Origin of the sequence: Neobacillus canaveralius, assembly GCF_047237705.1 — a bacterium.
Taxonomy (GTDB): domain Bacteria; phylum Bacillota; class Bacilli; order Bacillales; family Cytobacillaceae; genus Neobacillus; species Neobacillus niacini_K.
This window is the reverse complement of sequence record NZ_JBDFLL010000001.1, coordinates 375,003-396,030: the sequence shown is the minus strand read 5'-3', so window position 1 is coordinate 396,030 and position 21,028 is coordinate 375,003. Positions and strand designations below refer to the sequence as shown.

General features: G+C 40.8%; 23 protein-coding genes. 8 read left to right on the top strand and 15 right to left on the bottom strand.

All coding sequences use genetic code 11. From position 1 onward, the window contains the following. Positions 1–19 precede the first annotated feature (19 nt). Positions 20–1,693 (bottom strand): glycoside hydrolase family 26 protein, encoded by a 1,674-nt coding sequence (locus ABC255_RS01970; RefSeq protein ID WP_412991099.1) that lies wholly within the window; start codon positions 1,691–1,693, stop codon positions 20–22. 249 nt (positions 1,694–1,942) lie between these two features. Between ABC255_RS01970 and ABC255_RS01965 the strand changes: the two genes are divergently transcribed. After that, entirely contained in the window at positions 1,943–3,193 is a 1,251-nt protein-coding gene (locus ABC255_RS01965; protein ID WP_412991098.1) for a glycosyltransferase family 2 protein, read from the top strand. A gap of 12 nt (positions 3,194–3,205) precedes the next feature. Next, positions 3,206–3,976 carry a WecB/TagA/CpsF family glycosyltransferase gene (locus ABC255_RS01960; protein ID WP_412991097.1) on the top strand — a complete coding sequence of 257 codons (771 nt, stop codon included), beginning with the start codon at positions 3,206–3,208 and terminating at the stop codon, positions 3,974–3,976. Positions 3,977–4,466: 490 nt separating this feature from the next. On the opposite strand, the gene ABC255_RS01955 is transcribed toward ABC255_RS01960, so the two are convergent. From ABC255_RS01955 to ABC255_RS01945, 3 genes are all read right to left on the bottom strand, one after another. Further along, positions 4,467–7,613, bottom strand: a complete 3,147-nt coding sequence (locus ABC255_RS01955) for an Ig-like domain repeat protein (protein ID WP_412991096.1) — start codon at positions 7,611–7,613, stop codon at positions 4,467–4,469. 210 nt (positions 7,614–7,823) lie between these two features. Next, entirely contained in the window at positions 7,824–8,342 is a 519-nt protein-coding gene (locus tag ABC255_RS01950) for a hypothetical protein (RefSeq protein WP_412991095.1), read from the bottom strand. A gap of 618 nt (positions 8,343–8,960) precedes the next feature. Beyond that, on the bottom strand, positions 8,961–9,584 hold the full coding sequence (locus tag ABC255_RS01945; protein ID WP_412991094.1) for a CBO0543 family protein: 624 nt from the start codon (positions 9,582–9,584) through the stop codon (positions 8,961–8,963). A 152-nt stretch (positions 9,585–9,736) separates the two neighbouring features. Here ABC255_RS01945 and ABC255_RS01940 point away from each other — a divergent pair, with 152 nt between their 5' ends. Continuing rightward, positions 9,737–10,042 carry a putative quinol monooxygenase gene (locus ABC255_RS01940; protein WP_412991093.1) on the top strand — a complete coding sequence of 102 codons (306 nt, stop codon included), beginning with the start codon at positions 9,737–9,739 and terminating at the stop codon, positions 10,040–10,042. Position 10,043: 1 nt separating this feature from the next. Here the strand turns inward: ABC255_RS01940 and ABC255_RS01935 are convergent, their stop codons facing one another. After that, on the bottom strand, positions 10,044–10,700 hold the full coding sequence (locus ABC255_RS01935) for a hypothetical protein (protein WP_412991092.1): 657 nt from the start codon (positions 10,698–10,700) through the stop codon (positions 10,044–10,046). Positions 10,701–10,809: 109 nt separating this feature from the next. On the opposite strand from ABC255_RS01935, the gene ABC255_RS01930 reads away from it, so the two are divergent. Continuing rightward, the gene (locus ABC255_RS01930) at positions 10,810–11,145 is read left to right on the top strand and encodes a YqzG/YhdC family protein (RefSeq protein ID WP_412991091.1); all 336 of its coding nucleotides are present in this window, start codon (positions 10,810–10,812) and stop codon (positions 11,143–11,145) included. A gap of 30 nt (positions 11,146–11,175) precedes the next feature. Here the strand turns inward: ABC255_RS01930 and ABC255_RS01925 are convergent, their stop codons facing one another. Then, positions 11,176–11,703 (bottom strand): dihydrofolate reductase family protein, encoded by a 528-nt coding sequence (locus ABC255_RS01925; protein WP_412991090.1) that lies wholly within the window; start codon positions 11,701–11,703, stop codon positions 11,176–11,178. Positions 11,704–11,715: 12 nt separating this feature from the next. Further along, complete coding sequence (locus ABC255_RS01920) at positions 11,716–13,317, bottom strand: ABC1 kinase family protein (protein ID WP_412991089.1); 1,602 nt, start codon at positions 13,315–13,317, stop codon at positions 11,716–11,718. A 318-nt stretch (positions 13,318–13,635) separates the two neighbouring features. Here ABC255_RS01920 and ABC255_RS01915 point away from each other — a divergent pair, with 318 nt between their 5' ends. Further along, entirely contained in the window at positions 13,636–14,061 is a 426-nt protein-coding gene (locus tag ABC255_RS01915) for a hypothetical protein (RefSeq protein WP_412991088.1), read from the top strand. A 79-nt stretch (positions 14,062–14,140) separates the two neighbouring features. Here the strand turns inward: ABC255_RS01915 and ABC255_RS01910 are convergent, their stop codons facing one another. The 6 genes from ABC255_RS01910 to ABC255_RS01885 form a co-directional block, all read right to left on the bottom strand. Further along, positions 14,141–14,494 carry a VOC family protein gene (locus ABC255_RS01910; protein ID WP_412991087.1) on the bottom strand — a complete coding sequence of 118 codons (354 nt, stop codon included), beginning with the start codon at positions 14,492–14,494 and terminating at the stop codon, positions 14,141–14,143. Positions 14,495–14,508: 14 nt separating this feature from the next. Next, a complete protein-coding gene (locus ABC255_RS01905) occupies positions 14,509–14,844 on the bottom strand; it encodes a metallophosphoesterase family protein (RefSeq protein ID WP_412991086.1) in 336 nt (111 codons plus the stop codon). 77 nt (positions 14,845–14,921) lie between these two features. Continuing rightward, positions 14,922–15,155, bottom strand: a complete 234-nt coding sequence (locus tag ABC255_RS01900) for a metallophosphoesterase (RefSeq protein ID WP_412991085.1) — start codon at positions 15,153–15,155, stop codon at positions 14,922–14,924. Positions 15,156–15,440: 285 nt separating this feature from the next. Beyond that, positions 15,441–16,088 carry an HAD family hydrolase gene (locus ABC255_RS01895; protein ID WP_412998452.1) on the bottom strand — a complete coding sequence of 216 codons (648 nt, stop codon included), beginning with the start codon at positions 16,086–16,088 and terminating at the stop codon, positions 15,441–15,443. A 426-nt stretch (positions 16,089–16,514) separates the two neighbouring features. Continuing rightward, on the bottom strand, positions 16,515–18,668 hold the full coding sequence (locus ABC255_RS01890; protein ID WP_412991084.1) for a YhgE/Pip family protein: 2,154 nt from the start codon (positions 18,666–18,668) through the stop codon (positions 16,515–16,517). Positions 18,669–18,767: 99 nt separating this feature from the next. Next, positions 18,768–19,337, bottom strand: a complete 570-nt coding sequence (locus ABC255_RS01885) for a TetR/AcrR family transcriptional regulator (RefSeq protein ID WP_412998451.1) — start codon at positions 19,335–19,337, stop codon at positions 18,768–18,770. A gap of 201 nt (positions 19,338–19,538) precedes the next feature. On the opposite strand from ABC255_RS01885, the gene ABC255_RS01880 reads away from it, so the two are divergent. Then, positions 19,539–19,676, top strand: coding sequence for a hypothetical protein (locus tag ABC255_RS01880; protein ID WP_412991083.1), 138 nt, complete (start codon positions 19,539–19,541; stop codon positions 19,674–19,676). A 106-nt stretch (positions 19,677–19,782) separates the two neighbouring features. Beyond that, the gene (locus ABC255_RS01875; protein ID WP_412991082.1) at positions 19,783–19,944 is read left to right on the top strand and encodes a hypothetical protein; all 162 of its coding nucleotides are present in this window, start codon (positions 19,783–19,785) and stop codon (positions 19,942–19,944) included. Here ABC255_RS01875 and ABC255_RS01870 read toward each other — a convergent pair whose 3' ends face one another. After that, positions 19,945–20,178: a hypothetical protein gene (locus ABC255_RS01870; RefSeq protein WP_412991081.1), complete on the bottom strand. Its 234-nt coding sequence runs from the start codon at positions 20,176–20,178 to the stop codon at positions 19,945–19,947. 5 nt (positions 20,179–20,183) lie between these two features. Continuing rightward, a complete protein-coding gene (locus tag ABC255_RS01865) occupies positions 20,184–20,483 on the bottom strand; it encodes a DUF5683 domain-containing protein (RefSeq protein WP_412991080.1) in 300 nt (99 codons plus the stop codon). Positions 20,484–20,690: 207 nt separating this feature from the next. On the opposite strand from ABC255_RS01865, the gene ABC255_RS01860 reads away from it, so the two are divergent. Beyond that, entirely contained in the window at positions 20,691–20,834 is a 144-nt protein-coding gene (locus ABC255_RS01860; RefSeq protein ID WP_335535284.1) for a hypothetical protein, read from the top strand. Positions 20,835–21,028: the final 194 nt, after the last annotated feature.

Here is a 21,028-nt window from a genome sequence, read left to right as displayed (position 1 = left end):
CAGCGGTGACTGCCTGGCATTACTCTTTATTTTTTTCTTGAAGTTGTTTGATTACATAAGATTGATTCATTCCATTTTGAAAGGCGTTTAAGCTTGCTGGCGAAGTTTGAATCCGTAAATCAAAAGGGGAATGGGTTTGATCAAACCATAACGCCATTTTTATATTAGGATACTTTGTTGAAAGATCCTGGAACATTTGCGTGATCCATTCTGCTTTATTGCCCCCTTCTTCCACTGCTCCCACTTCCCCGATGATCAACGGTTTATTGTAATAGGAACGAGAATAATCCCAATATAGCTGATCATATAGCTCTTCAAAGGTTTGATACCCATGCCATTTGGTTACCCCAAAATTGTAGGAAGTCATCCCCACAAAGTCCACGACCTCATCCCCAGGATAATACATTGCAGCTTCATTCCATTGATAGTAGGGTTCAGAAACATGATTAGGATTCCACACAAAATAAGCGTTTGTCGCTCCTGCTGCTTTAAAGACATTCACAAGATGGATAAAGGTGAATTTATACAAATCAGGGTCATTGTAATGGTTAGGAGACGACCATTCCGACCACTCCCCATTCATTTCATTCCCTGGCCGGATAAGCACCGGTGAATCTAACGCCTTTATTTGTCTTGCCCAGTTTTCCAATTGCTTGTCATAGCTGCCGTTTAGAATATTTTTCACTACTACCTTGTTGTTTTGATTATTTTCTTCTTGATAGAGAAACGTGATGATCGGCAGTCTATTTTTATCAACTAGCTCCTGTGTATACGGGTCATACTCCGAATTAATCGGCTTATAAAACATCTGCGCGCCAATTTTTTGCTGGATGGAAGATTCCAACGTATCGATGTCATAGGAGTTTGGTGTATAGATTCCCATCATAAAGGTGTTCTTTGGTATGTACAAAGTCTTATACTGATGTTCTAGTGTTAGATCGGTATTCTGAATCGTGGTTTTTATTTTGGCATTTAAATCAAATTCTACGATTGGCGTTAGGGCAAAACTATCGATTAGTGTTTTGACCGCCTCTTTTTGACGTTGATAGGAAGCTTGTGTTGATTTTAGTTGGAAGGTGTAAACAAGTTTGTTTTTCGAAATGAAATAATAACTATAATGATTCATGTCGTTTTCAATACCAGAAATCACCTCCCGGGTATACTCTACATGCTGAAAGGTTAGTGAGCTCTGCTGCCACTTGTGGTTAGAGGTAATAAATGGTGAAACGGATTCTATTGTTTCCTTGATATATCCTTGGGGAGTAGTCCAATTTTCATCCACATTTTGAACGGTTATATCTAAGCGAAAGTCTTCGTTAAAGAAACGGGTATAATATGGTACTTGGTGATGGTCTACAGTCCAATTAGCCGGAAAGGTAAATGTATAGCCATAGTAGTTATTTTTATAATTATTGAAAGAATCATCGATTGGCGTAATTTGGTCCAAGCCATCAGGATAACTAGATTGACTTTCCTTTTCATTTTTCCATAGCGCTAGTCCATTCAACGGGATGGGCTTGTATGTATTTTCCACCGTACTTTTGTCAACCGTGATACTTTCTACAGGAGTATCCTTACTTTTACTTATTTCTGATTTTTCCTTTGCTAATGGATCCTTTGTGAACATATAAAATGCCATTGCCGCTGCTAGCGTAAGGGCAATTAGAACTATTGGGAAAACTCTTTTTTTCATCCACTCTATCCTCCGCTCGGAAACGTACTAGATGTTATTTTTCTAATAATATTTTTCATCAAATAGTGACTCCCTTACTCCATGAAATGGACTAATTCGCCTCACATCTACAAAAAATTACTATTACCGCAATAATGTATCGACAATTCCGAATATTCTAATTTATATAGATTAATACATGATATAATAGCCTAAATTGCATATATTTTACAAGCCATCATAGTATTTATCATACAAAAGGAGGGTGCAATGACTACGATACTAGAGAATATATTCTTACTATTTCAATATGTTGTCTTATTTTTTTGGGCCTATTGGATGATAATTAGTCTTTTTGGCTTTGGTAAAGCGGGAAAGATAAGAGAAAAAACACCTCAGAAGAGATTTGTATTACTGATACCTGCACATAACGAGGAAAAGGTTGTAGGTAATTTGGTTGAAAATCTCTTACATTTGGATTATCCAAAGGAACTATATGATGTATTTGTCATTGCGGACAATTGTAATGATCACACGGCACGTATTAGCCGAGAGCTTGGTGTCGGTGTCATTGAGCATTTTAGCCTGCCAGGTGAATTAAAAGGAAAGCCTTATGGGATTAAATATGCGTTAGATGTCTTGGGTGATGATCTCACAAAGAAATACGATGGAATTGCCTTTTTCGATGCCGATAATCTCGTTACCACTAACTATTTGAAAGAAATGAATAACCATTTGCTAAAGGGCGATCGCTTAATCCAATGTTATTTAGATTCAAAAAATCCGAATGATAACTGGGTTACCCTATCCTACGCGACTAGCTACTATTATATGAACCGTTCTTGGCAATTGGCCAAGTCTCGGCTTGGTCTTGGTAATGCGATTGGCGGAACAGGTTTCTGCGTCGACACCCATCTCTTAGTGGAAGTAGGCTGGACGGCACGCTCCTTAACAGAGGATTTAGAGTTTACGATGCAGTGTCTGCTACGAGGAATACCTGCGAAATGGTGTCATCACGCCCGCGTGTATGATGAAAAACCAGAAGGCTTTATGTCTTCCTGTGTCCAAAGGCTGCGATGGGCACGCGGTCACTGGGATGTTTGTTTTAAATACTCTCTCCCACTGTTATGGCGCTCTATTCGGCAATTGGATATTCGTGCTTTAGACGGGGTTATGTATCTATTAAATCCTGGGAAAATTATCTTAGCCTCATTAACGGGATTGATGTTGATTATTTCTTATTTTTCCGATTCACTTGGCATTCAACATGTTAGTATGCCGATCTGGCTGTGGTTGGGGTTCTTAGCTTATAACTTTCTTTATGTGGCAATTGCAACAGCCTTAGATTCCGCAAAAAGAATTAATAAAGTGAAAGCGATTCTTAGCCTTCTAATTTTCAATTATAGTTATGTCCCGCTTTTTATTTGGGCATTTATTACCTCACAAAATAAAACCTGGGTGCGAACCGACCATTCTAAAAATGTTTCGATTGAAGAAATGCATTTAAAGAAGAGTAGTTGATACATATGGGAGGTGCTACTCATTTTACGTGATCTCAATCTTTATAACGAATCCTTCCAGCATATCCTTAACAGTTTGGAGAAGCGAATCTATCAGCAGCAAAAGACCTTCCTTGTAACCGTAAATCCTGTTATCTATATGCAGGCCCAGAAAGACCCTCAGTATAAAGGCATCATTGAGTGTGCAGATTATCTTACCCCTGATGGAATTGGGGTGGTAAAGGCTTGTAAGTGGCTGAGACGGCCCGTGAGGGAGAGAATTACCGGGTTTGACCTGATGAGTGCTCTGCTGGGTTTGGCGGATCAGCATGGGTGGAAGGTGTATTTACTAGGTGCTACAGCTTCGATTGTTGCGAGGACTTGTAACACTATTATGGAACATTATCCGGGGCTTGTGGTGGCTGGCTATCATGATGGTTATTTTACGGATGATGGTGAGATTGTTAAAGAAATTGTTGAGAGCCAACCTGATTTGATTTTTGTCGCCATGGGCTGTCCCCTGCAGGAGAAATGGATTTATGAGAATCTCCCTACGTTTCGTAAAGGTGTTTTTATAGGGGTTGGCGGTTCGTTTGATGTGATGTCCGGCTTGGACCAGCGTGCCCCGCAGAGATGGATTGATTTGCATGTAGAATGGCTGTACCGAATTGTTAAGAAACCGCGTAGAGTCCTTCTGATGCCTCGGCTGATTGCGTTTGTTTTTGAGGTGTTGAAAGAGATGCTTGCTGTGAATACGATTGTTGGCAAACGGAAGGTTGTTGAAAAGAAAGCTAACATTACCTGATCCAAGCTGGGTGCTTGGATTTTTTTATTGTTTTTTGGGTATTGGTTGTGGTGGAATTTGTTAGGCTGATAAACAATGTAAAAATGCAGATAAAACGGGGAATTGGCAGGTTAGTGATAAAATCCGCAGGTAAAGGCATCATTTTGGCAAGTAAGATTGTTTTTTTAAAAAAGGGCATTTAAAACTCATATCCTAATCAGTATCTACGCTTAATATTATGCGCAATTTCCATTTTATAGGATTTAATTACCTAGATCCAAGCTCCCGCCTAGATTTTTCAGCTTCCAGTTTGGGGGTCGAATTTGTTAGGCTGATAAACAATGCAAAAATGCAGATAAAATGGAAAAAAGGCAGGATAGTGCTTAAAATCCGCAGATAGAGGGATCATTTTGGCAGGTAAGCCGGGACGGAATGCCTCAGCAACCTCTACCCCGCCACCGTTCATGTAAAAAGCTGAATCCACGTCACTGGATTCAGCTTTTTCTACTGCTTATTGTGGCAATTTAGCTTGTGCCGCTGCTTTAATATCCGCTGGTACGCCTTCCGTTGTTGCGAGTAAGGAATAGTCATTTACGGCGTCTGCAGGGTCCTTGGCTTGTGCTGCATCAAATAAGTTTTGAGCCGCTCTATCCATGAGGTCCTGGACTTCCGGACGTGTATTTCCTTCCGCAATGGCCGCACCTGCGTAGTATACGGCATTGTAATAGTTACCACTCTCAAAGTACCACGCTGCTTCAGGATAGTTCGTTGAGTTCACTTCAGAGGCTAATTTCGCTCTTGCCTCGTCTTTGATATCAGTTGGAACACCTGTCGTAACGATGAGTAAGCTATACGCATCTCCCGCAAATGCCAGGCTTCCGGTTCGGGCCGCATTCATTAAGGCTTGGGACGCGTTGTTTAGCAACTCTTGGACTTCTGGACGGGTATTCCCCTCGTCAATTGCTGCGCCTGCGAAGTATACCGCATTGTAATAGTTATTATTTTCATAGTACCATTGCGCGTCTGCATATTTCGTTGAGTTCACCTCAGCTGCTAATTTCGCAGTCGCTTCCTCTTTGATGTGTGTCGGAACACCTGTCGTCGAGATTAGTAGATTATAAGCATCTCCTGCAAAGTTTAGGCTTCCGGTTCGAGCTGCATCCATCAACTTTTGCGCCGCAGAATCCATGAGGTTTTGGACCTTCTCACTTGTATCGCCCTCGGTAATCGCTGCACCAGCATAGTGTACCGCATTGTAATAGTTGCCGTTGTCATAATACCAAACAGCCTCTAAGTAATTTGGCGAGTCCACCGTAGATGTTAATTTCGCTTGGGCTGCCTCTTTGACCAGTGTTGGAACGCCTGTTGTTGCGGAGAGAAGCTGATAAGCATTTTCAGCATCGACACTGCTCATAGTGGCCGCTGCTTCAAATAATTCTTGGGCGGCATTATCCATCAATTCTTGTACTTCTGGACGTTTGTCTCCCTCATCGATTGCAGCACCTGCAAAGTATACAGTATTATAAAGGTTTTGATTTTCATAGTACCATAGAGCTACAGCATAATGTTCAGATACCACCGCTGCTTCTAAAACGGTTAGTTTTTCAGAGACGGTTGCATTGACCATGTTTCCTGCATTGTCCGTAACATCTAAGCTTACAGAATAGGTGCCCACTCCAGCGTCGGCTGGAATGACATAATCTGCAGACCATACATTGCTTGTTCCGACCTGAGTTAAGTCAATTGTCGTAACGGTCGAATCACTTTCATTGTACAAATAGAGTGTCGCAGATTTAATGCCTGATTTGTCATCTGCGAGATTCACATCAAAATGCACCGTTTCTCCTTGCTTTGCAGACGTTGGAGTCATCGCTATACTATCTACCACCGGTGCTGTGAAATCTCCATCCGGGTTATGGACGAGGAAGGAAACTGTATTCGTAAATTGTACCGTTTGGTTATTTTTCGCATCGACTGCTTCAATATAATCAATCTTTACGACTTCTCCGTCTGGAACATTGGTTGGAACGGTGATGGTACCGATCCATTTTTCCAGGGTACTATCGTAGGTTAAAGCGATACTTTGATTGTTATAGTAGTGCGCAGTCACTGAAGCGACACCTGACTCGGCATCATTAACTGTAGCTGAAATCGTGACCTGCTCACCTGCATTGACCTCTGTTTTATCTACCGCAATCGCTGAAATGACCGGTCCTGTAAAATCACCTTCAAGCGCTACGACATTAATACCGCCTGCTGCATCTGCAAAATCTAAATTACCTGATGTGTCATAAGCGGCAACACTTACCGAATAGAAGCCTGGTACGGTATTTTCTTCTATCAACAGGGTTCCAGTCCACTGCTTTGCTGCTTCATCGTAACTCAAATCAACATATTCAGAGCCCTCTTGGCTGTAGAAAGTAGCTCTTACTGAATCTACTCCTTCATTATCACTTACATCGGCCGTAACCGTGACAGCATCACCAACCTGGACATCTCCCTGTGGTGTCACCTGTACAGCTGCAATCACCGGCGGCTCAAAATCACCATCATTGTTAATGACTTCAAAGGATGCAGGATATTCTTTAAAGCCGCTGTTTCCGGCATTATCAGTAGAATGAATCACGACATTCCAGACTCCTGATTGGAAATTGGATTGGATATTGAAATCTCCCACCCATTCTCCAGTTGCTGGGTCACGCGTTAAATGTTCAAGATAGATTTCGCTTGGGGAGTCTATATGATAAAACTCAGCATAGACGGAGCTTACACCCGATTGTCCATCGGTTACCGGAACGGACAGCCTCACACTCTCACCTGGTGAGGCAGATTTTGGTGTAATCACTGGTGTCCCAATCGTTGGTTCTGTAAAGTCACCCTGTGGATTGCTTAATACCAATTCTTCCTCTAGTGTTACCCAATCAAAGTTTCCAGCTGTATCATGCATCTCAATATCGACATACCATGCACCAGCCTGATCGCTTTCACTAAAATAATGACTGGCTACCCACTCCTGTGACGTTTCATCATAGGTTAATGGCAGATAATAATAACCCGAGCTGTCTGCTGTATAAACGGACGCATATACAGCATCGACTGCGTTATTATCGGTCACCTTTGCACGAATGGTGACTTCTTGATTTACCCCTACGGATAAAGGAGAGATGGATGATGACTCTAACGTCGGTGCTTGTGCGTCACCACCATTCAGGTTGACCACTTGTACGGTATCGGAGTCGTTACCATAAGTATAGTTTCCTGCTACGTCATACAAATCAAAATCTATGTTCCAGGTACCATTTAGGTCTAATTCCGTGATCGTATATGTACCTTTCCATTCCCCTGTATCAGGGTCTTGTTCTAAAGGAAGGACTTTGTACCCCTTTCCATCCGGTAAATTTAAATAGGCGGTTACAGAATCCACTCCGCTAGCATCATCTGAAACTGTAGCCGTAATCGTAAAGGTTTCTCCTACATTTACCGTAGTTGGACTGACGGTTGCACTTTCGAGAACAGGTCCAAATGTATCTTCTGCCAAGGTTATAGTAGTGGTAGAATTGATTTGCGGAGTCTGGACTCCATTCGTCTCGGCAAAAACACCGACTGGAAGATTCATTGATAAGCACAAAACACTAATAATGATGGTTCTTTTCCTCAAACATAACCCTCCTTTTTTGCTTGTTCTCTATTTAACTAATATCCTCCTTTAGTACTAATATAGGAATTATATACTATTTTAGAACATCATACTATATAGTTGACTAAATCTTCTATATCTTCTGAAAATATCTAATATTATGACATTAGCTGTTTATTATCGACAGGATAGTAATGTGGTTGGCCTGGCATGGAGCAAACCTATTAGACGCTAAGAAAGTTTTTTCAATTCACTAACCACTTTTTCCATGCGTTTTTCCTTTTGAATTCGATACAACTCAAAGTAATCAGCCCCAATATTATTATTCAAATCTTTTGCGATTACTTCTTTTTGCATACTGGCAATAATCCTATCAACCTGAGTCTTTGTACTTTTTTCATAGTCGTTATAGATTTCGAGATACTTTCCTTCTAACCGTGTAACATCCTGATTTCGATCCTTCTTCGCACTAAACTCCTTCTCCGCCTGTTTGATTAACTCCGCAAGCCTCTGTTCCGCGGCTTGATTTACCTTTTCCCATTCTGGCTTAAACATTCTTTCAATCTCTTCAATTGCTTCTTCTTGTTTCTTCACCTCTGGATCAGGAAGATTCGTTTTATTCACTACCTGACTTACTACTAAGTTCCCTCCAGTAGAAGTTTCCTTTTTATCATTATTAAACACTAGTAATAGAGAGGTTCCAGCGACAACCACGGCAAGAACAGAGGCAACCCAATACTTTTTTCTCATTATTTCACTCCAGTTATGTAAGTTTTTATAGGTGGAAAGATGCGGGGAATCTAGGTGTTTTGACTTCTCATTGGAAAGTGTACATTTATTATATAGTGCTTTTGGACATAAAAAGAACCCCCTTTCATTTTCTAAAAAGCGAGTTAAACTTGGTTTATATTACTTTTTTCGCAGGACTTAAGACCATGTATACTTGGAACTATGTGTAAAGTACCAGGATGTAAACAGATTTTGAGCGGTTTCGACTGATTCTGCTATTCGAGCCTTTTAGGAAATCGTTTTGGGGGTTGGCTCGTAAAAAGGGAATTTGGCACGTAAATTTTATAAACGGCACGTAAAATTCAATGTTGGCACATAAACCATCGGAAACGGCACGTAAACGGGGTTTATCTAAAAAGAGGTCATTGTTTCTGGATATAGATCGTGTATCTGAAATGAAGAAACAGCTTTAAACCATGGATGCTAGCAAAGATAATGACCTGTGCCCAGCTTTCGCCGGACTTTTTGATGGTTCGGCACGTAAAAACGTAATTTGGCACGTAAATCTTTAAAACGGCACGTAAATATAAATTTTGGCACGTAAAGAAGCCTTCGGGACTTGTTGGCAGGTAAACAAATTTACTTTAACACTGGCCCCTTCCTTGTAGTTCCCGTTCCCATTTTGCTGCCTTTTTCCTTCGCATTTTTTTGAAAACGCAAAAAGATGTCTGTTATCACTTTTGATAAGACAAGGATTACGACATAGGTTAGGAACAGGTGAAAGTAGTTGGCCCATGCGTTAAACTTAAACAAATTGTGCATGACTAAAATAGGTTTTAAGATAAATGAAAGAAATAAACTTAATAGCAGTGTATAGATATAATAGTTTTTATTATGTTTAATCGTATATTGATACACCAATATAAACACTATCGGGACGAGCGATGCGTCCATTCCGAAACTGTGTGCGATAAAGGGGATCATCTTATAAGGATACGTCCAAAGTCCTTGTGTGGAACCAAAATCATCAAAATAGCCAAACCAAACATGGACGTTGAATCCATAGAAGCCCAGCTGGAGCGCCTTCTTCCAGTCCATTACAAAATAAAGAATAATGAGCGGGGCCAGAAACATTACCACATGAAACCAAAACTGCCACGTATCAAAAGCGGAAAATTCTTGCCAATATTTTAGCCATTGGCTTGCTCCCTCTTGCTGTTGTTTTATTAACTTATGTAAAGCCTCTTTTTGAGTATCACTCATGGTATTCCCTGCCTCGATAGTATTTTCATCTTAATTTGCCCAAAGTGTTGGTAAAAAAATGGATGCTCGGAAATTTTTTTTTGAAGTTGTATATGGAAAAGGAATTAAGGCGATGAAAGTAGAATGGTTACTTACATGAGGAGGAATGAACTATGGAGAAGTTTGGGATTTACGGGAAGTTAATTGCGAAAGAAGGCGAGCGCGAACAACTGACAGCGATCCTTCTAGAAGCTGCCGAATCACTGCAAAATCATGAGGATTGCGAATTATATCTTGTCAGTGTGGCCCCAGAGGACCCTAATGCGGTTTATGTGTATGAGGTATGGAGCAGCGAGAATGCCCATCAAGGGTCGTTGACACTGGAATCTACGCAAACATTAATTCAGCGTGCGAAACCAATCTTGGCTGGAATGGAAAGGATTTCGACGCTTGTTCCTAGAGGCGGCAAAGGAATATAGTCTATTCCTTTGCCTTTAGATTTAGCTGCTTCACCATAGATGTGACAAGCGTATGTAAAGGGTTGATTATGGTTTGGGATGTCTCGCTTTCCACTTGCTGTGCTGCCCCAACCATTGATAATTGCGCAACTGAAACAACTCTCTGCTGTTGTTTTTTTAGAAAATCAACCACTTCTTCTTGGTACTCTGCCTTTTTTCCGCTCATGATCAATTCAAAGGTATTTTCGATGACCTGAACCTCGATTTCCAGCGTTTTTTGCTTGGATTTTGCATATTGCTGAAGTCGGTTCATCGTTCCTCTTACGGTATCCGGATTTGTAAACAGTATCGTTTGCGGCTGGTCAATCTCGCATAGTGCTTCAAAGTATGGTTCATCCATCTTGATGATCGGCACGTTCGTTGCAAGCTCCCCCAATAAGGCAATATAGTTTGTACAGGTTATAAGGACGGCGTCCACACCTGATCGCACCACCCATTCTACTTGTTCCTTCACTCTGCTTATTGCATCGGCATCCGTGAAATCCGAGTCACTCATCACACGAACCATCAAGCCCGGATCAACAAAATGACTTAACTCCACGTCATAGGCTGAAAGTGCTATTTCTATATAATCAATGTTCGAATAATGTGCATGCAGACAGCCAATTCTTTTCTTCAAGCGCTCTCACCTCCTTTTCTTAATGGGTCTAATATACCGTTTATCAAGCCCAGTACATATTTTTCACAATGGATGCCATCATAGTAAGACACATGAAGGGGGTGCTTACATGAAAAAGCTTCTAGTTTGTTTAATGATACTTTTTGGCTTTAACAGTCCGTATCTACCTCAATTACACCATTCTGCCCACGCCCAACAGAAACCGACTCCACCCTATGCTAAGTGGAGCAGGGTAGCAATGGAGAAGACCAAGGAAAAGTATCCGAACGCGCAAGTCGTTGATTATCTTTATGTTGGAAGAAAAAATGGAGACACTACCTCCACTGAGAAATTTAAATTATGGTTAAAAGAAAACCAAAAGGAATTCGGTGTCTATGTAGACATTGAATTTATCAAGGAAACTGAACAGGTTGTGAATGTTACTTATACAGAAACGGCTAGATAATAGCGGCCGGCCAGGGGCCCCTGACAGTGATCATCTTTTTGCTTCATAATGCAATTCGGCAAACTGTTTAAACGAGCGAACATCGACCAGCGTGAGTTTGTTTTCCTGGTCCCCTGGCACAAATAACGGAATTCCCTTTCCGATGATGGTTGGCGCAATCTGAATAATAAATTCATCTACGAGTGATAGCAGGTGCTGTAGCACTTCTCCACCGCCAACTACCCAAATCCGGTTGCCCTCCTGCTCCTTCAAGGACTGGGTGAAACCTGCAATATCTTCATTAATAAACGTCACATGTTCATTTTGGCCTGTCATGGTGCGCGAAAAAACATAACATGGCTTACCCTCGTAAGGGAATTTTTCAGGTGAAAGAATGGCGATTTGGTCGTACGTACTTCTTCCCATCAGAATAATATCCAAACTGTCGTAAAAGTCCTGATAGCCTGTTTCCTCTTCCCCCTCCGTCCCAAATAACCAATCCAACGAATGATTTTCACGTGCCAGGTAGCCATCCAAACTTATTGCCCCGTAGAATACCAACTTGCTTTGTTTACTCATTGTTACTCCTCCTTATTGTTGTCGTTTTTCATGCATGTACTTCATCCACCTTTTCTGTTTCAGGTTGCAAAGATAGTATGCTACCAACGCAATCGCAGTTCCTCCAACTGATATGTTCAAGATGAGCGAGTGAGAGGTATAGATACCCGCTACGACTCCTATAATCCCGAGTACAATTAGCTGAAAAAAATGATTTTTATTATTTTCAAAAATCATAAATTGAAATTGCCTGCGTTGCTCCAGTTCCTTTAAATCTTCCAGCCTTTGGGGTGCATTTAAAAATTCTGAAACCGAATGAATCAGCTTAAACGCAGGCTGTGATTGAATCCACTTCCAAATTAATGACCATTTATTGTTTCCTTGTTTGTTCAGCCACTCCATAAAGACGGGTTTTCCTAGATCTATAAGCTCCGTTTCAGGAGCCAGAATGCGGATAATCCCTTCAATCGTGACGAACGAGCGCCCTAAAAAGACAAGTCTAGTGGGAACCTGAATCGGCAGGGCTTGAATCGTATCGTTGATTTCCTTCTTAAACGCCATTATATCCATTTGCTTTATTTGTTCCGGTTCGAAGGAAACCAGTTCGGCAAGCAGCTTTTCGATGGTTCTTGGATCCGCTTCTGGAAGCAAAAATCCTAGTTGAGATAAGCAATCCACCGCTTTCGGATAATTTTTCGAAAGAAAGCTTTCAATTAATCCTTGAAAATGAGCTGCGTCCTTTTTGCTGATTTCACCAATCATTCCGAAATCCAGTAAGATGATTTTTCCGTCCTTTGAAACAAGGACATTTCCTGGATGGGGATCGGCATGAAACGTACCAGGCTCTAACCATTGGGGAAGGAACACTTTCATCAGCCTTTGTGCAAGCTCTTCACGAGTAACGGCTACCCGTTCCAATGCCTTGATATCCGTAAGTCGTATTCCTTCTACCCACTCCATCACCAGTACATTTGACGTACTAAATTCTGAATAAACTGATGGAATTTTTACAATATCCATATTCTTAAATCTTTCTCTAAAAAACAGGATCGTCTCGAGTTCCTTTCTATAATCAAGCTCTCGTTCGATTACCTGTTTTAGTTCCTGAAATAGGACTTTAAAGTTTATAAACCCTTTCGGAATCGGGACAAAGTGGTCGGCAAACCAAATGATTATTGACAACACCTTGAAATCAGTTTGAATAATGCTATCAATGTATGGGCGCTTCACTTTTATTGCGACCTCTGTGCCGTCCTTAAGCTGGCCTTTATAAACTTCTCCAATCGAGGCAGATGCGATCGCTGTTCTTTCAATGGAAAGAAAGTTTTTATGGTCAAGAATTTTCTCAATCTCGCTCCAGTCAGAAGGTGGTACTTTGTCTGTCAGGTCTTCGATTTGACTGATAAAAGCCTTCGGCAGCAAATCAGCACGCGTACTCAAAAACTGTCCAACTTTAATCAACAATCCTTCTAATTCAAACAATGTATTCCGATATCGTACCCCTATTTGTCCCCAAAGCTTTTCCCACTCCTCCTTCGGTTTCCTGCGCATTTTGTACCAGTATATTTGCAGGAAAATGCCGAAAGCCAGCGAAAGCACCTTTGACATGCGGCCCAGCTTATTTCTCTGTTTCAACCTGGTTCCCCCCTTAAAACCTATTCGCCACTAAATTGCTAAACTCCCTTAAATAATGAAGATAATTACTGCCTCCGTAGTTAAATTCAATATTCATTTACTTTTATCCTTTAGGATTTGGGAATAAGTCAAGAGAAGGGTGTAACCCTTATCCAACTGCCTTAATATTATATAAAAGACGCGAGGAAGCACCTGGCGTTACATGGACTGACTTTTTTAAGTCAGCCTTTTTTTGTTTAATAAAAATTCAAATTCAGACCAGATTATTTTAAGAAAAGGTATAATGGTATACGACTTAACTCAATTACGGAGGTTATGATGAAGTTTTTTATAAAGTTAAATACGATTAGTGCCCTCTACGCGTTAGCGTTGTTTATCGCCATCGAACTCATAATAAATGTTTCTCATATTAGTGAGTTATCCGGCTGGGAATGGGATCATGTTTACATTGTCATTGCAGTTATTAATGTTATCGGACTTCTTCTTTCAACTCTTATATTTATTAGCTTAACGAAAAAATGGCTGTTAGGCACAAAAAACAGTTATTGGACACTTATTCTGTGGGTCCCTTATTTTATTCTTTTATTCTATTTTTTCACGATTTTCGTTCCTCTTAATTCAGGATTGATGCTATTTCCTAGATTTAGTCTTTTGATTTTTGGGTCTGCCTTGCTTTTTCCAGTTTACATATTATTTATTCATGTATTAGCTACACCTCTAAGTACAGACGAATGGCACCCCTAATGCGCTGCCATTATTGATGATAAACCCAATTTCATCGCCTCATTCGAAAAGCAGTGGATTCATTTCCACTGCCCTTGTTCTAACATTTACAAATCATTAACAGATTTCCATCAGGGTCTTTGAAATTAAAATAATGACCATGTTGAACTTCTGTTACAACGTTAACACCTTTATTTTTCAAAAAAGTAAATGCTTCTTCAATGTTTAAGGTATTGAAATGAAACACTGGTGTTTGAAATACATTATTTTCTGAATAGATTTTGCTATCTAATACAATCCCCGTACCTTCCATGGGAATGACATAAAGATGGCCAAACTGGATTTCACCCGCTGTTTCGATACCTAATAGATCAGAATACCAATCTCTTGCTCTCTCTATGTCTTTTACCGGAATGAAAACCGTTCCGATTTGATTATGGATAGGACTATTCATTTAAACAACCTCCTCTATTTATCTCTGCTGTCTGTTTTTTCTTGGATAAATTCGATGACCTCGCCATTCGGTTGGACTTTTACACCTGTTAAATACCCAGAATACGCGGCACCCGTATCAATATTCCAAGAATGACTGTGTTCATCATACTTAGGCTCCTTTGAAGGCGTGTGGCCAATAATTTGTAGTTTACCAATGTTCTTCAAGGGGCTCCGATTCCAAAGTACACTGTATCCATCGTCTTCCTTAAACGGATTCACGGCTTGCTCCGCGATTCCCGCATGACTTACAAACAAGTGCTCATTTCCCCAAAATAACGGCAGCTCCTTCATCCAGCTCACATCATCCAAGCAATCCCGCTTCTCTGCCTCATACTGCAGCAGCGTTTCCTCCCCACATTGCCGAAGCCAATTGTGGTTCGGTTGATTTAGTACGTGGTCAATGATTTCAAACTCGTGATTACCTTTAAAAAGATAGCTTGTTCAGGAAAGTCGGTCTTTAGTTGCCTCGCTAACTGAACCATCTGAGGCGAATTCTTCCCTCTGTCGATGAGATCTCCCAGCTGGATGAGCACTTCATTTTCTTTGTTCCAATGCTTCGTAATTAGGTTGTTAAATGTATGATAGCAACCGTGAACATCACCGATGACAAAATAATTCATTTTGGGACTCCTTTTTTAAAATTGGCTCTGTTATTATTTATTGTTGATTTTCGTGTAGGTATGTTAGGCGGAGAATTTCCGGTTAATGTATGTAGAGGAAGCCTAAGGGGCAGATATAAGCGGAGATATTCCGCTTAACTGCTCTATATTCGACATAATCCAACGATTTGGACAATATAAGAGGAAAAACTCCCCTTATTTTTAGGGAAATATGGGTATTTCCCAATTTAGCCGGAATTTCTCCGTTTATTTTTCAAACACTCAATATTCAGTTATATCAGAGCCCTAAAATAAAAGTAATTCCGCTAGATCATCTACTATGTAATCTGCTTCTATCGAGTCCCATTGAGGGTCTTTTTTCCAAACCCCTTTCATGCCAACATTCTGAGCTGCTTTCACATCATTTTCAGGGTGGTCCCCGACAAAAATACTTTGATGAGCAGAAACATTGAGCTGATGCAGGGCTCTTTTAAAAATTTCGGGGTCTGGCTTCTTTATTCCTTCCCATTCTGATATTAAGATGGTGTCAAAATACTTTTCAATCCCTAATGCTTTGATATTATCGAGTTGGAACTGCCCTTTGCCATTTGTAATCATGCCTAATCGGAGGTTGCGGCTTTTTAATTTTTCCAGTGTGGGAATGAGATTAGGGAACGGAACGCAGTGATTTTTGAAATTAGTTAGATAATCTTGAAGGAAGTCTTCCCACGTGAGTCGCGTTATTTGAAATTCCTCTGTTAACTGCTGATACACCTTATCCTTCCAGACATACCCGCGTTGATCCAATTCTATAAATCTCTTTATATAGGTTTCTCTTGGAATATGCCCTACACTTCTATTCAATCTGTCATATTGGCTATGGATGAACTTTTTTACCGATTCGTCTCGATCTAATAACGTTCCATCTAAATCGAACAATACTGCTGTTAACACGTTAGTCACTCTCCCATCCTTATATTCTTCTTTTTAGATAAGGGAAAGTCCTTTAAATTAAGAAGGCACGTAATTCAAATATTTGGAACGTAAAAGAGGAATTTTGCATGTAAATTTTAAAATCGGCACGTAAAATCCAAATTTGGCACGTAAATCTATGAATCGGCACATAAACCCGTTTTTTCTAAAATCGGGCATTTGTATTGTATGTATATGGATGAATTAAAACGAAGTAACACGCTCAAGCTTAGATTAAAATCAAAATAATTACCCGAGCCTGGCATTTGCCAGGCTTTTTGGATGGTTTGGCACGTAATATTGAAATTTGGCACGTAAATTGCTAAAACGGCACGTAATATACAAATTTGGCACGTAAACCAAAAAAAACACCAGGTTCGCCTCCACGAACCTAGTGTTTTTCTTACTTTATGCCGCTTGTTCAATCATTGCCTCACTGCCCTGTTTACGTTTGAACGTAAATGTAAGGTAGATAAATGTTACCATCATAAATCCGGCCATATAAGCTAGCAAGATTAAGTTGTTGTGCCACATGTAAGCAAAGTCGCCGCTTGAAATCACTGCCTTAAACGCTTGGACGGTGTACGTCATCGGGAAGAATGCGTTAAATGGCTGCAGCGCCTCTGGAATTAACGCAAGTGGAAAGGTACCCGCGCTTGTGGTTAATTGCATGATTAGGATGAGGATGGCGATGAAACGGCCGACATCGGCTAAGGACGTGACGAGCATTTGAATTAATGTTACAAATACCATACTTGTCAGAATCGTTGTCACGATAAACAACGGTACGCTTTGTACCTCAATTCCCAATCCAACAAGTAACACAATATCGACTAATAGTGCCTGAAGCACACCAATGATGGTGATAACGCCTAATTTACCGAAAAACCATTGTGAAGCGGAAGCAGGTTTGACGGCCGGTTCTCTTAGTCCAAACACAATCGAGATGATCAGTGCACCGACAAAAAGTCCGAGTGAAACGAAATAGGGTGCAAAGCCGGTACCGTAGTTTGGTACGTTGTTAATCTCATTTTTATCCACTTTAACAGGCTCGCCCATCATATCATAGGTGTCGTCATCCGCTTGCACACTATTCGCTGCCTCCGCACCCTGTGATAGCTTCTCGTTTAATTCAGAGGTGCCATCTTGAAGTTTTTCTGTGCCTGCCTGTAATTCAGTCGAACCTTCCGCAAGCTTACCAGTACCTTCTGTAATTTTATCGGCACCAGCAGATAATTCGCCCATCCCGGCTGTCAGTTGGTTGGCGCCGGCATTAAGTGCGGTTGACCCTGTGTAGAGCTGGTGGATTCCTTGTTGGAATTTCACCTGATTCATATTGATTTCACCGATTCCGCCAATAAGTTGATCAAAGACTGGATCGGTTTGTTTTTTTAATTGTGACTCCAAACCTGTAGTTGCTCCCAGCAGTTGTCCATTTACCTGGGACTTAAACTGCGTGAAACCCTGGTGCAATCCTGGAGTGATGGCCTGTGCCACCTGCTGTTGGACTGCTGCTTTGGTTGGTGCAGTTTGCTGCGCCATAATTCCAGACACTGTTTCAGCTGGCACACCATTGGCGATTAGTGCACCCGCAAGCTCCTGCATCTTTGCAGTTTGCTGCGCAATCATTTGTTCCGCAATCTGCGCCGATAATCCAGCATTCAACTGCGATTCAAACTGATCAATACCCACATTTAATTTTTCCGTACTTCCAGACAACTGTGAACTGATTCCAGCAGCAATTCCCGCTGGCAGCTCTTCCTTAATCTGCTCTGCTCCCGCTTGTGCTTTTTCGGTGCCTGTCACCAAAAGTGACAGCTTGTCATCTGCTTCTTGTAATCCTTGCTGGATGGCGGCTGTTCCTTTTGCGACTTCTGTTGTACCGGCTGCGGCGCTGTTGATGCCTTCTTCGAATTCTATTGATTTGCTTGCTAGGGTTTCTAGGTTTTCTTTGATTTGTCCGGCGCCTTCGTTTAGTTTTGTGGAGCCGTCGTTAAGCTGGCCGGCTCCTTCACTTGCTTGGGCTAGCCCGTCGCCCATTTGGGTTACTTTTTCAAAAATGCTTTCGGAGTAAGTTGTGACAATTTCTTTTGAAATTTCGGCTTTGATTTCCTTCATCGCTGTCTCACCAATTTGCGCGGATAGGAAGTTTGCCCCTTCATTCGGTACATATTTGATTTGCAGCTTTTGCGGCTGATCCTCAAGCAGTGTGGTCGCATTTTCAGAAAAATTGCTTGGTATTTCTACAAGAATATAATACTTTTGGTCCTCTAAGCCTTTGTAGCCCTTCTCCTTGTCAACGATATCGAAGTCGAAGGTTTTACTTTCCTTCAGATTTTTGACCAGGTCGTCGCCGATTTCAAGCCTCTCCCCAGCGAGTTCTGCCCCCTCATCCTGATTGACGATCGCGACAGGCAGGTCCTCTAAATATTTATATGGATCCCAAAACGCCCATAAAAACATTCCTGCATAGAGAACTGGAATAAAGAGAATGGCGATGATGGGAACTAATACTTTGCGATTAGTAAGGATTGTTTTTAATTCTGCTTTAAGTCCTTTCACTTCGATTACCTCCTGACTATTTTATTCATTTAGTCATTTTTATTTTTAAAAATACTGACCGTTTTGTTCAAATGGTCACTTTACTGCAAAATAAAAGACTTATGCTAACAAGCCTTTTAATAAGTAGAGTTCAAAGAGCTTAGCGATCTCTTCTTTTTTTAAAGGTGGATGGTTCCTTTGCCAGTCAATCACCAAGGAAAAGTACATCTTCAGCATCACAAAGGCTGTTATCTCGGGATCGCAGGCTTTGATTTCACCCTTATTGATTGCTTTTTGAATAATTGCCTTCATGTATTGGATGATCGATTGCTCCACCCGCTGCATCGCTTCAACGACCGTTTGCGTGCCCATATCCCGTTCTTCTTGAATCAATTTTATCGTCAATTGATGCGATTCCCGAATCTCATGAATCCTGACTAACACATTGTTCACATTATCAAGTATCGACGCCGAATCATCTAGAACACCCTCCACTTCAAACCGGATATCAGCGATAAGCGAATTGATAATTTCATCAAATAACTCTTCTTTCGTTTTAAAAAAGGTGTAGATTGTTCCCTTCCCCACATTGGCTAACTTCGCAACCTGATCCATCGTCGTCGCCTTGTATCCATACAAGGAAAAAGACTTCGCCGCCGCTTCAAGAATCAACTTCTTCCGATCAATCACTGCCAAATCCACTCACCTCCAAAACTGACTAAAATACTAATCTGGTCATTTGTACGAAAAGTACTATATCATACTGATTTTAGAATAGCAACATTATGAATTTTTTCTGCAGATTTTGTCAAACGGTTTTATGGAACTAAATGCCATTTACTTGCGTCTTATTGAGTAGAGATAAAAGGAAATAACTGGGGGATAATTTTAATGAAAAGGCTTTTAATTGCGTTGTTTATTGCGCTTGTTTTGTTTTGTGCTACAGGGGGGTTGGAACGATTTGCTTCTGACATGGAGATACAAGAACCTGAGGTTTCCCAAGAGGTCGGTTCCTTCGAAAGCTTATAATAAAAGGTTGCCAGTCCTAGTCCTGCTGGGGCTGGTTTTTGCGTGTATGCCGTGACCATTTCTTAGACTTGGACATACCTTGTAAGTGGACAAGGAGGTGGTGGGGATGGGAATTCGCCCGGATTGCTGTCAGCGACTTGAACGCGAGGTGGAACTGATTTCACGTCGAAACGAGCGACAACAACGTGAGATAACGCTTTTACAGCGAGAGCTAGAAGCGGTTAACCAAAGACTACAGGCCATTGAAGAAACATGCTGTGATGAGTGACTAGTCTATCTCTGTCGTTTGGTTACTTTTTTTACGATAGATTGTTTTTTCAATAATATTTCCGAAACAGCCTAATAAAAGTCCGAAGAGAAGACCACTGAACACAGGCATGTTAAAAATGCTTAGAACCTTAAATTGCTTCAAAAACGCAAAGTCATGCCAAAATAGCCCGCAATCCATTCCAACGACCATTCCAATAAAAAAACCGGTTAGATGGGTCTTTTTTTCAGGCACACTATCTAGAAATCTATCATTGTGAGCTTTGGCTCCGTTAAACGCTTGCCAGATGGAAAAGCATATAGTGATGGGTAAAACATTCCCCAGCGGTAATCAATAACGTTATGCGCACGGGCGAAATCGCCAGTAAATGAGTAAACAAGTGCTAGATTTAGATTTGAATATAGGTTGACCAAAAATTCAAAGCCTAGCAAAGCGAAACCTATGATGTAATCCTTATTGTAAATTTGTCCAAAACCAGGTAGAACCATTGACCATACCGCTGCTGCATATGGGGATTTATACTCATGTCTCTGTCTCATTATGCTCGTCCTCCCTTACCCATATATTACCTTTCGCACTTTTGATTTTGGGGGTTTTCTAAAAAATTTCACAGAATTTGGTATTTTAGGTATATCAAGATAATTACTTCACAGGTAGTTGGAACTATATTTTATTTGTAATGTATAAGAGAATGATAGATTGGTAAAAATACTGATAGACACTAATCTTAAGGGGGAAAGAAATCAATGGAAGAATCAAAATTGCTATTATCAAAGTTTGCTAGTGAGGAAGGCTTCGAGCTCAGTAAATATTTAAATCATTTGTTTGAATATGTCTCACACCAACTGGGACAAAATCCACCTTCCACCACAGAAGTGGAAAATACCTAAGCCCAGGCGTTGCTGAATGCCTGGACTTTTTTTGTTTGTGGGAGGGTGGTGGATTTTTTTAATGGCACGTAAATCATTATGAAGGACTAAACTTATTGAGAATTATCCTGATTTGTCCTTCATCATGCTTATGAAGAACTAATCTCATTGGGTATTCTCCTGATTTGTCTTTCATCACCTTTTATACCGCGTTG

What these genes read in the sequence shown, in the direction of transcription:
- ABC255_RS01880 (WP_412991083.1), top strand. Translation starts at nt 19,539, where the DNA reads ATGAAAAGGCTTTTAATTGCGTTGTTTATTGCGCTTGTTTTGTTTTGT.
- ABC255_RS01900 (WP_412991085.1), bottom strand. Translation starts at nt 15,155, where the DNA reads ATGAATTATTTTGTCATCGGTGATGTTCACGGTTGCTATCATACATTT.
- ABC255_RS01860 (WP_335535284.1), top strand. Translation starts at nt 20,691, where the DNA reads ATGGAAGAATCAAAATTGCTATTATCAAAGTTTGCTAGTGAGGAAGGC.
- ABC255_RS01910 (WP_412991087.1), bottom strand. Translation starts at nt 14,494, where the DNA reads ATGAATAGTCCTATCCATAATCAAATCGGAACGGTTTTCATTCCGGTA.
- ABC255_RS01945 (WP_412991094.1), bottom strand. Translation starts at nt 9,584, where the DNA reads ATGAGTGATACTCAAAAAGAGGCTTTACATAAGTTAATAAAACAACAG.
- ABC255_RS01950 (WP_412991095.1), bottom strand. Translation starts at nt 8,342, where the DNA reads ATGAGAAAAAAGTATTGGGTTGCCTCTGTTCTTGCCGTGGTTGTCGCT.
- ABC255_RS01970 (WP_412991099.1), bottom strand. Translation starts at nt 1,693, where the DNA reads ATGAAAAAAAGAGTTTTCCCAATAGTTCTAATTGCCCTTACGCTAGCA.
- ABC255_RS01865 (WP_412991080.1), bottom strand. Translation starts at nt 20,483, where the DNA reads ATGAGACAGAGACATGAGTATAAATCCCCATATGCAGCAGCGGTATGG.
- ABC255_RS01915 (WP_412991088.1), top strand. Translation starts at nt 13,636, where the DNA reads ATGAAGTTTTTTATAAAGTTAAATACGATTAGTGCCCTCTACGCGTTA.
- ABC255_RS01925 (WP_412991090.1), bottom strand. Translation starts at nt 11,703, where the DNA reads ATGAGTAAACAAAGCAAGTTGGTATTCTACGGGGCAATAAGTTTGGAT.
- ABC255_RS01875 (WP_412991082.1), top strand. Translation starts at nt 19,783, where the DNA reads ATGGGAATTCGCCCGGATTGCTGTCAGCGACTTGAACGCGAGGTGGAA.
- ABC255_RS01940 (WP_412991093.1), top strand. Translation starts at nt 9,737, where the DNA reads ATGGAGAAGTTTGGGATTTACGGGAAGTTAATTGCGAAAGAAGGCGAG.
- ABC255_RS01930 (WP_412991091.1), top strand. Translation starts at nt 10,810, where the DNA reads ATGAAAAAGCTTCTAGTTTGTTTAATGATACTTTTTGGCTTTAACAGT.
- ABC255_RS01965 (WP_412991098.1), top strand. Translation starts at nt 1,943, where the DNA reads ATGACTACGATACTAGAGAATATATTCTTACTATTTCAATATGTTGTC.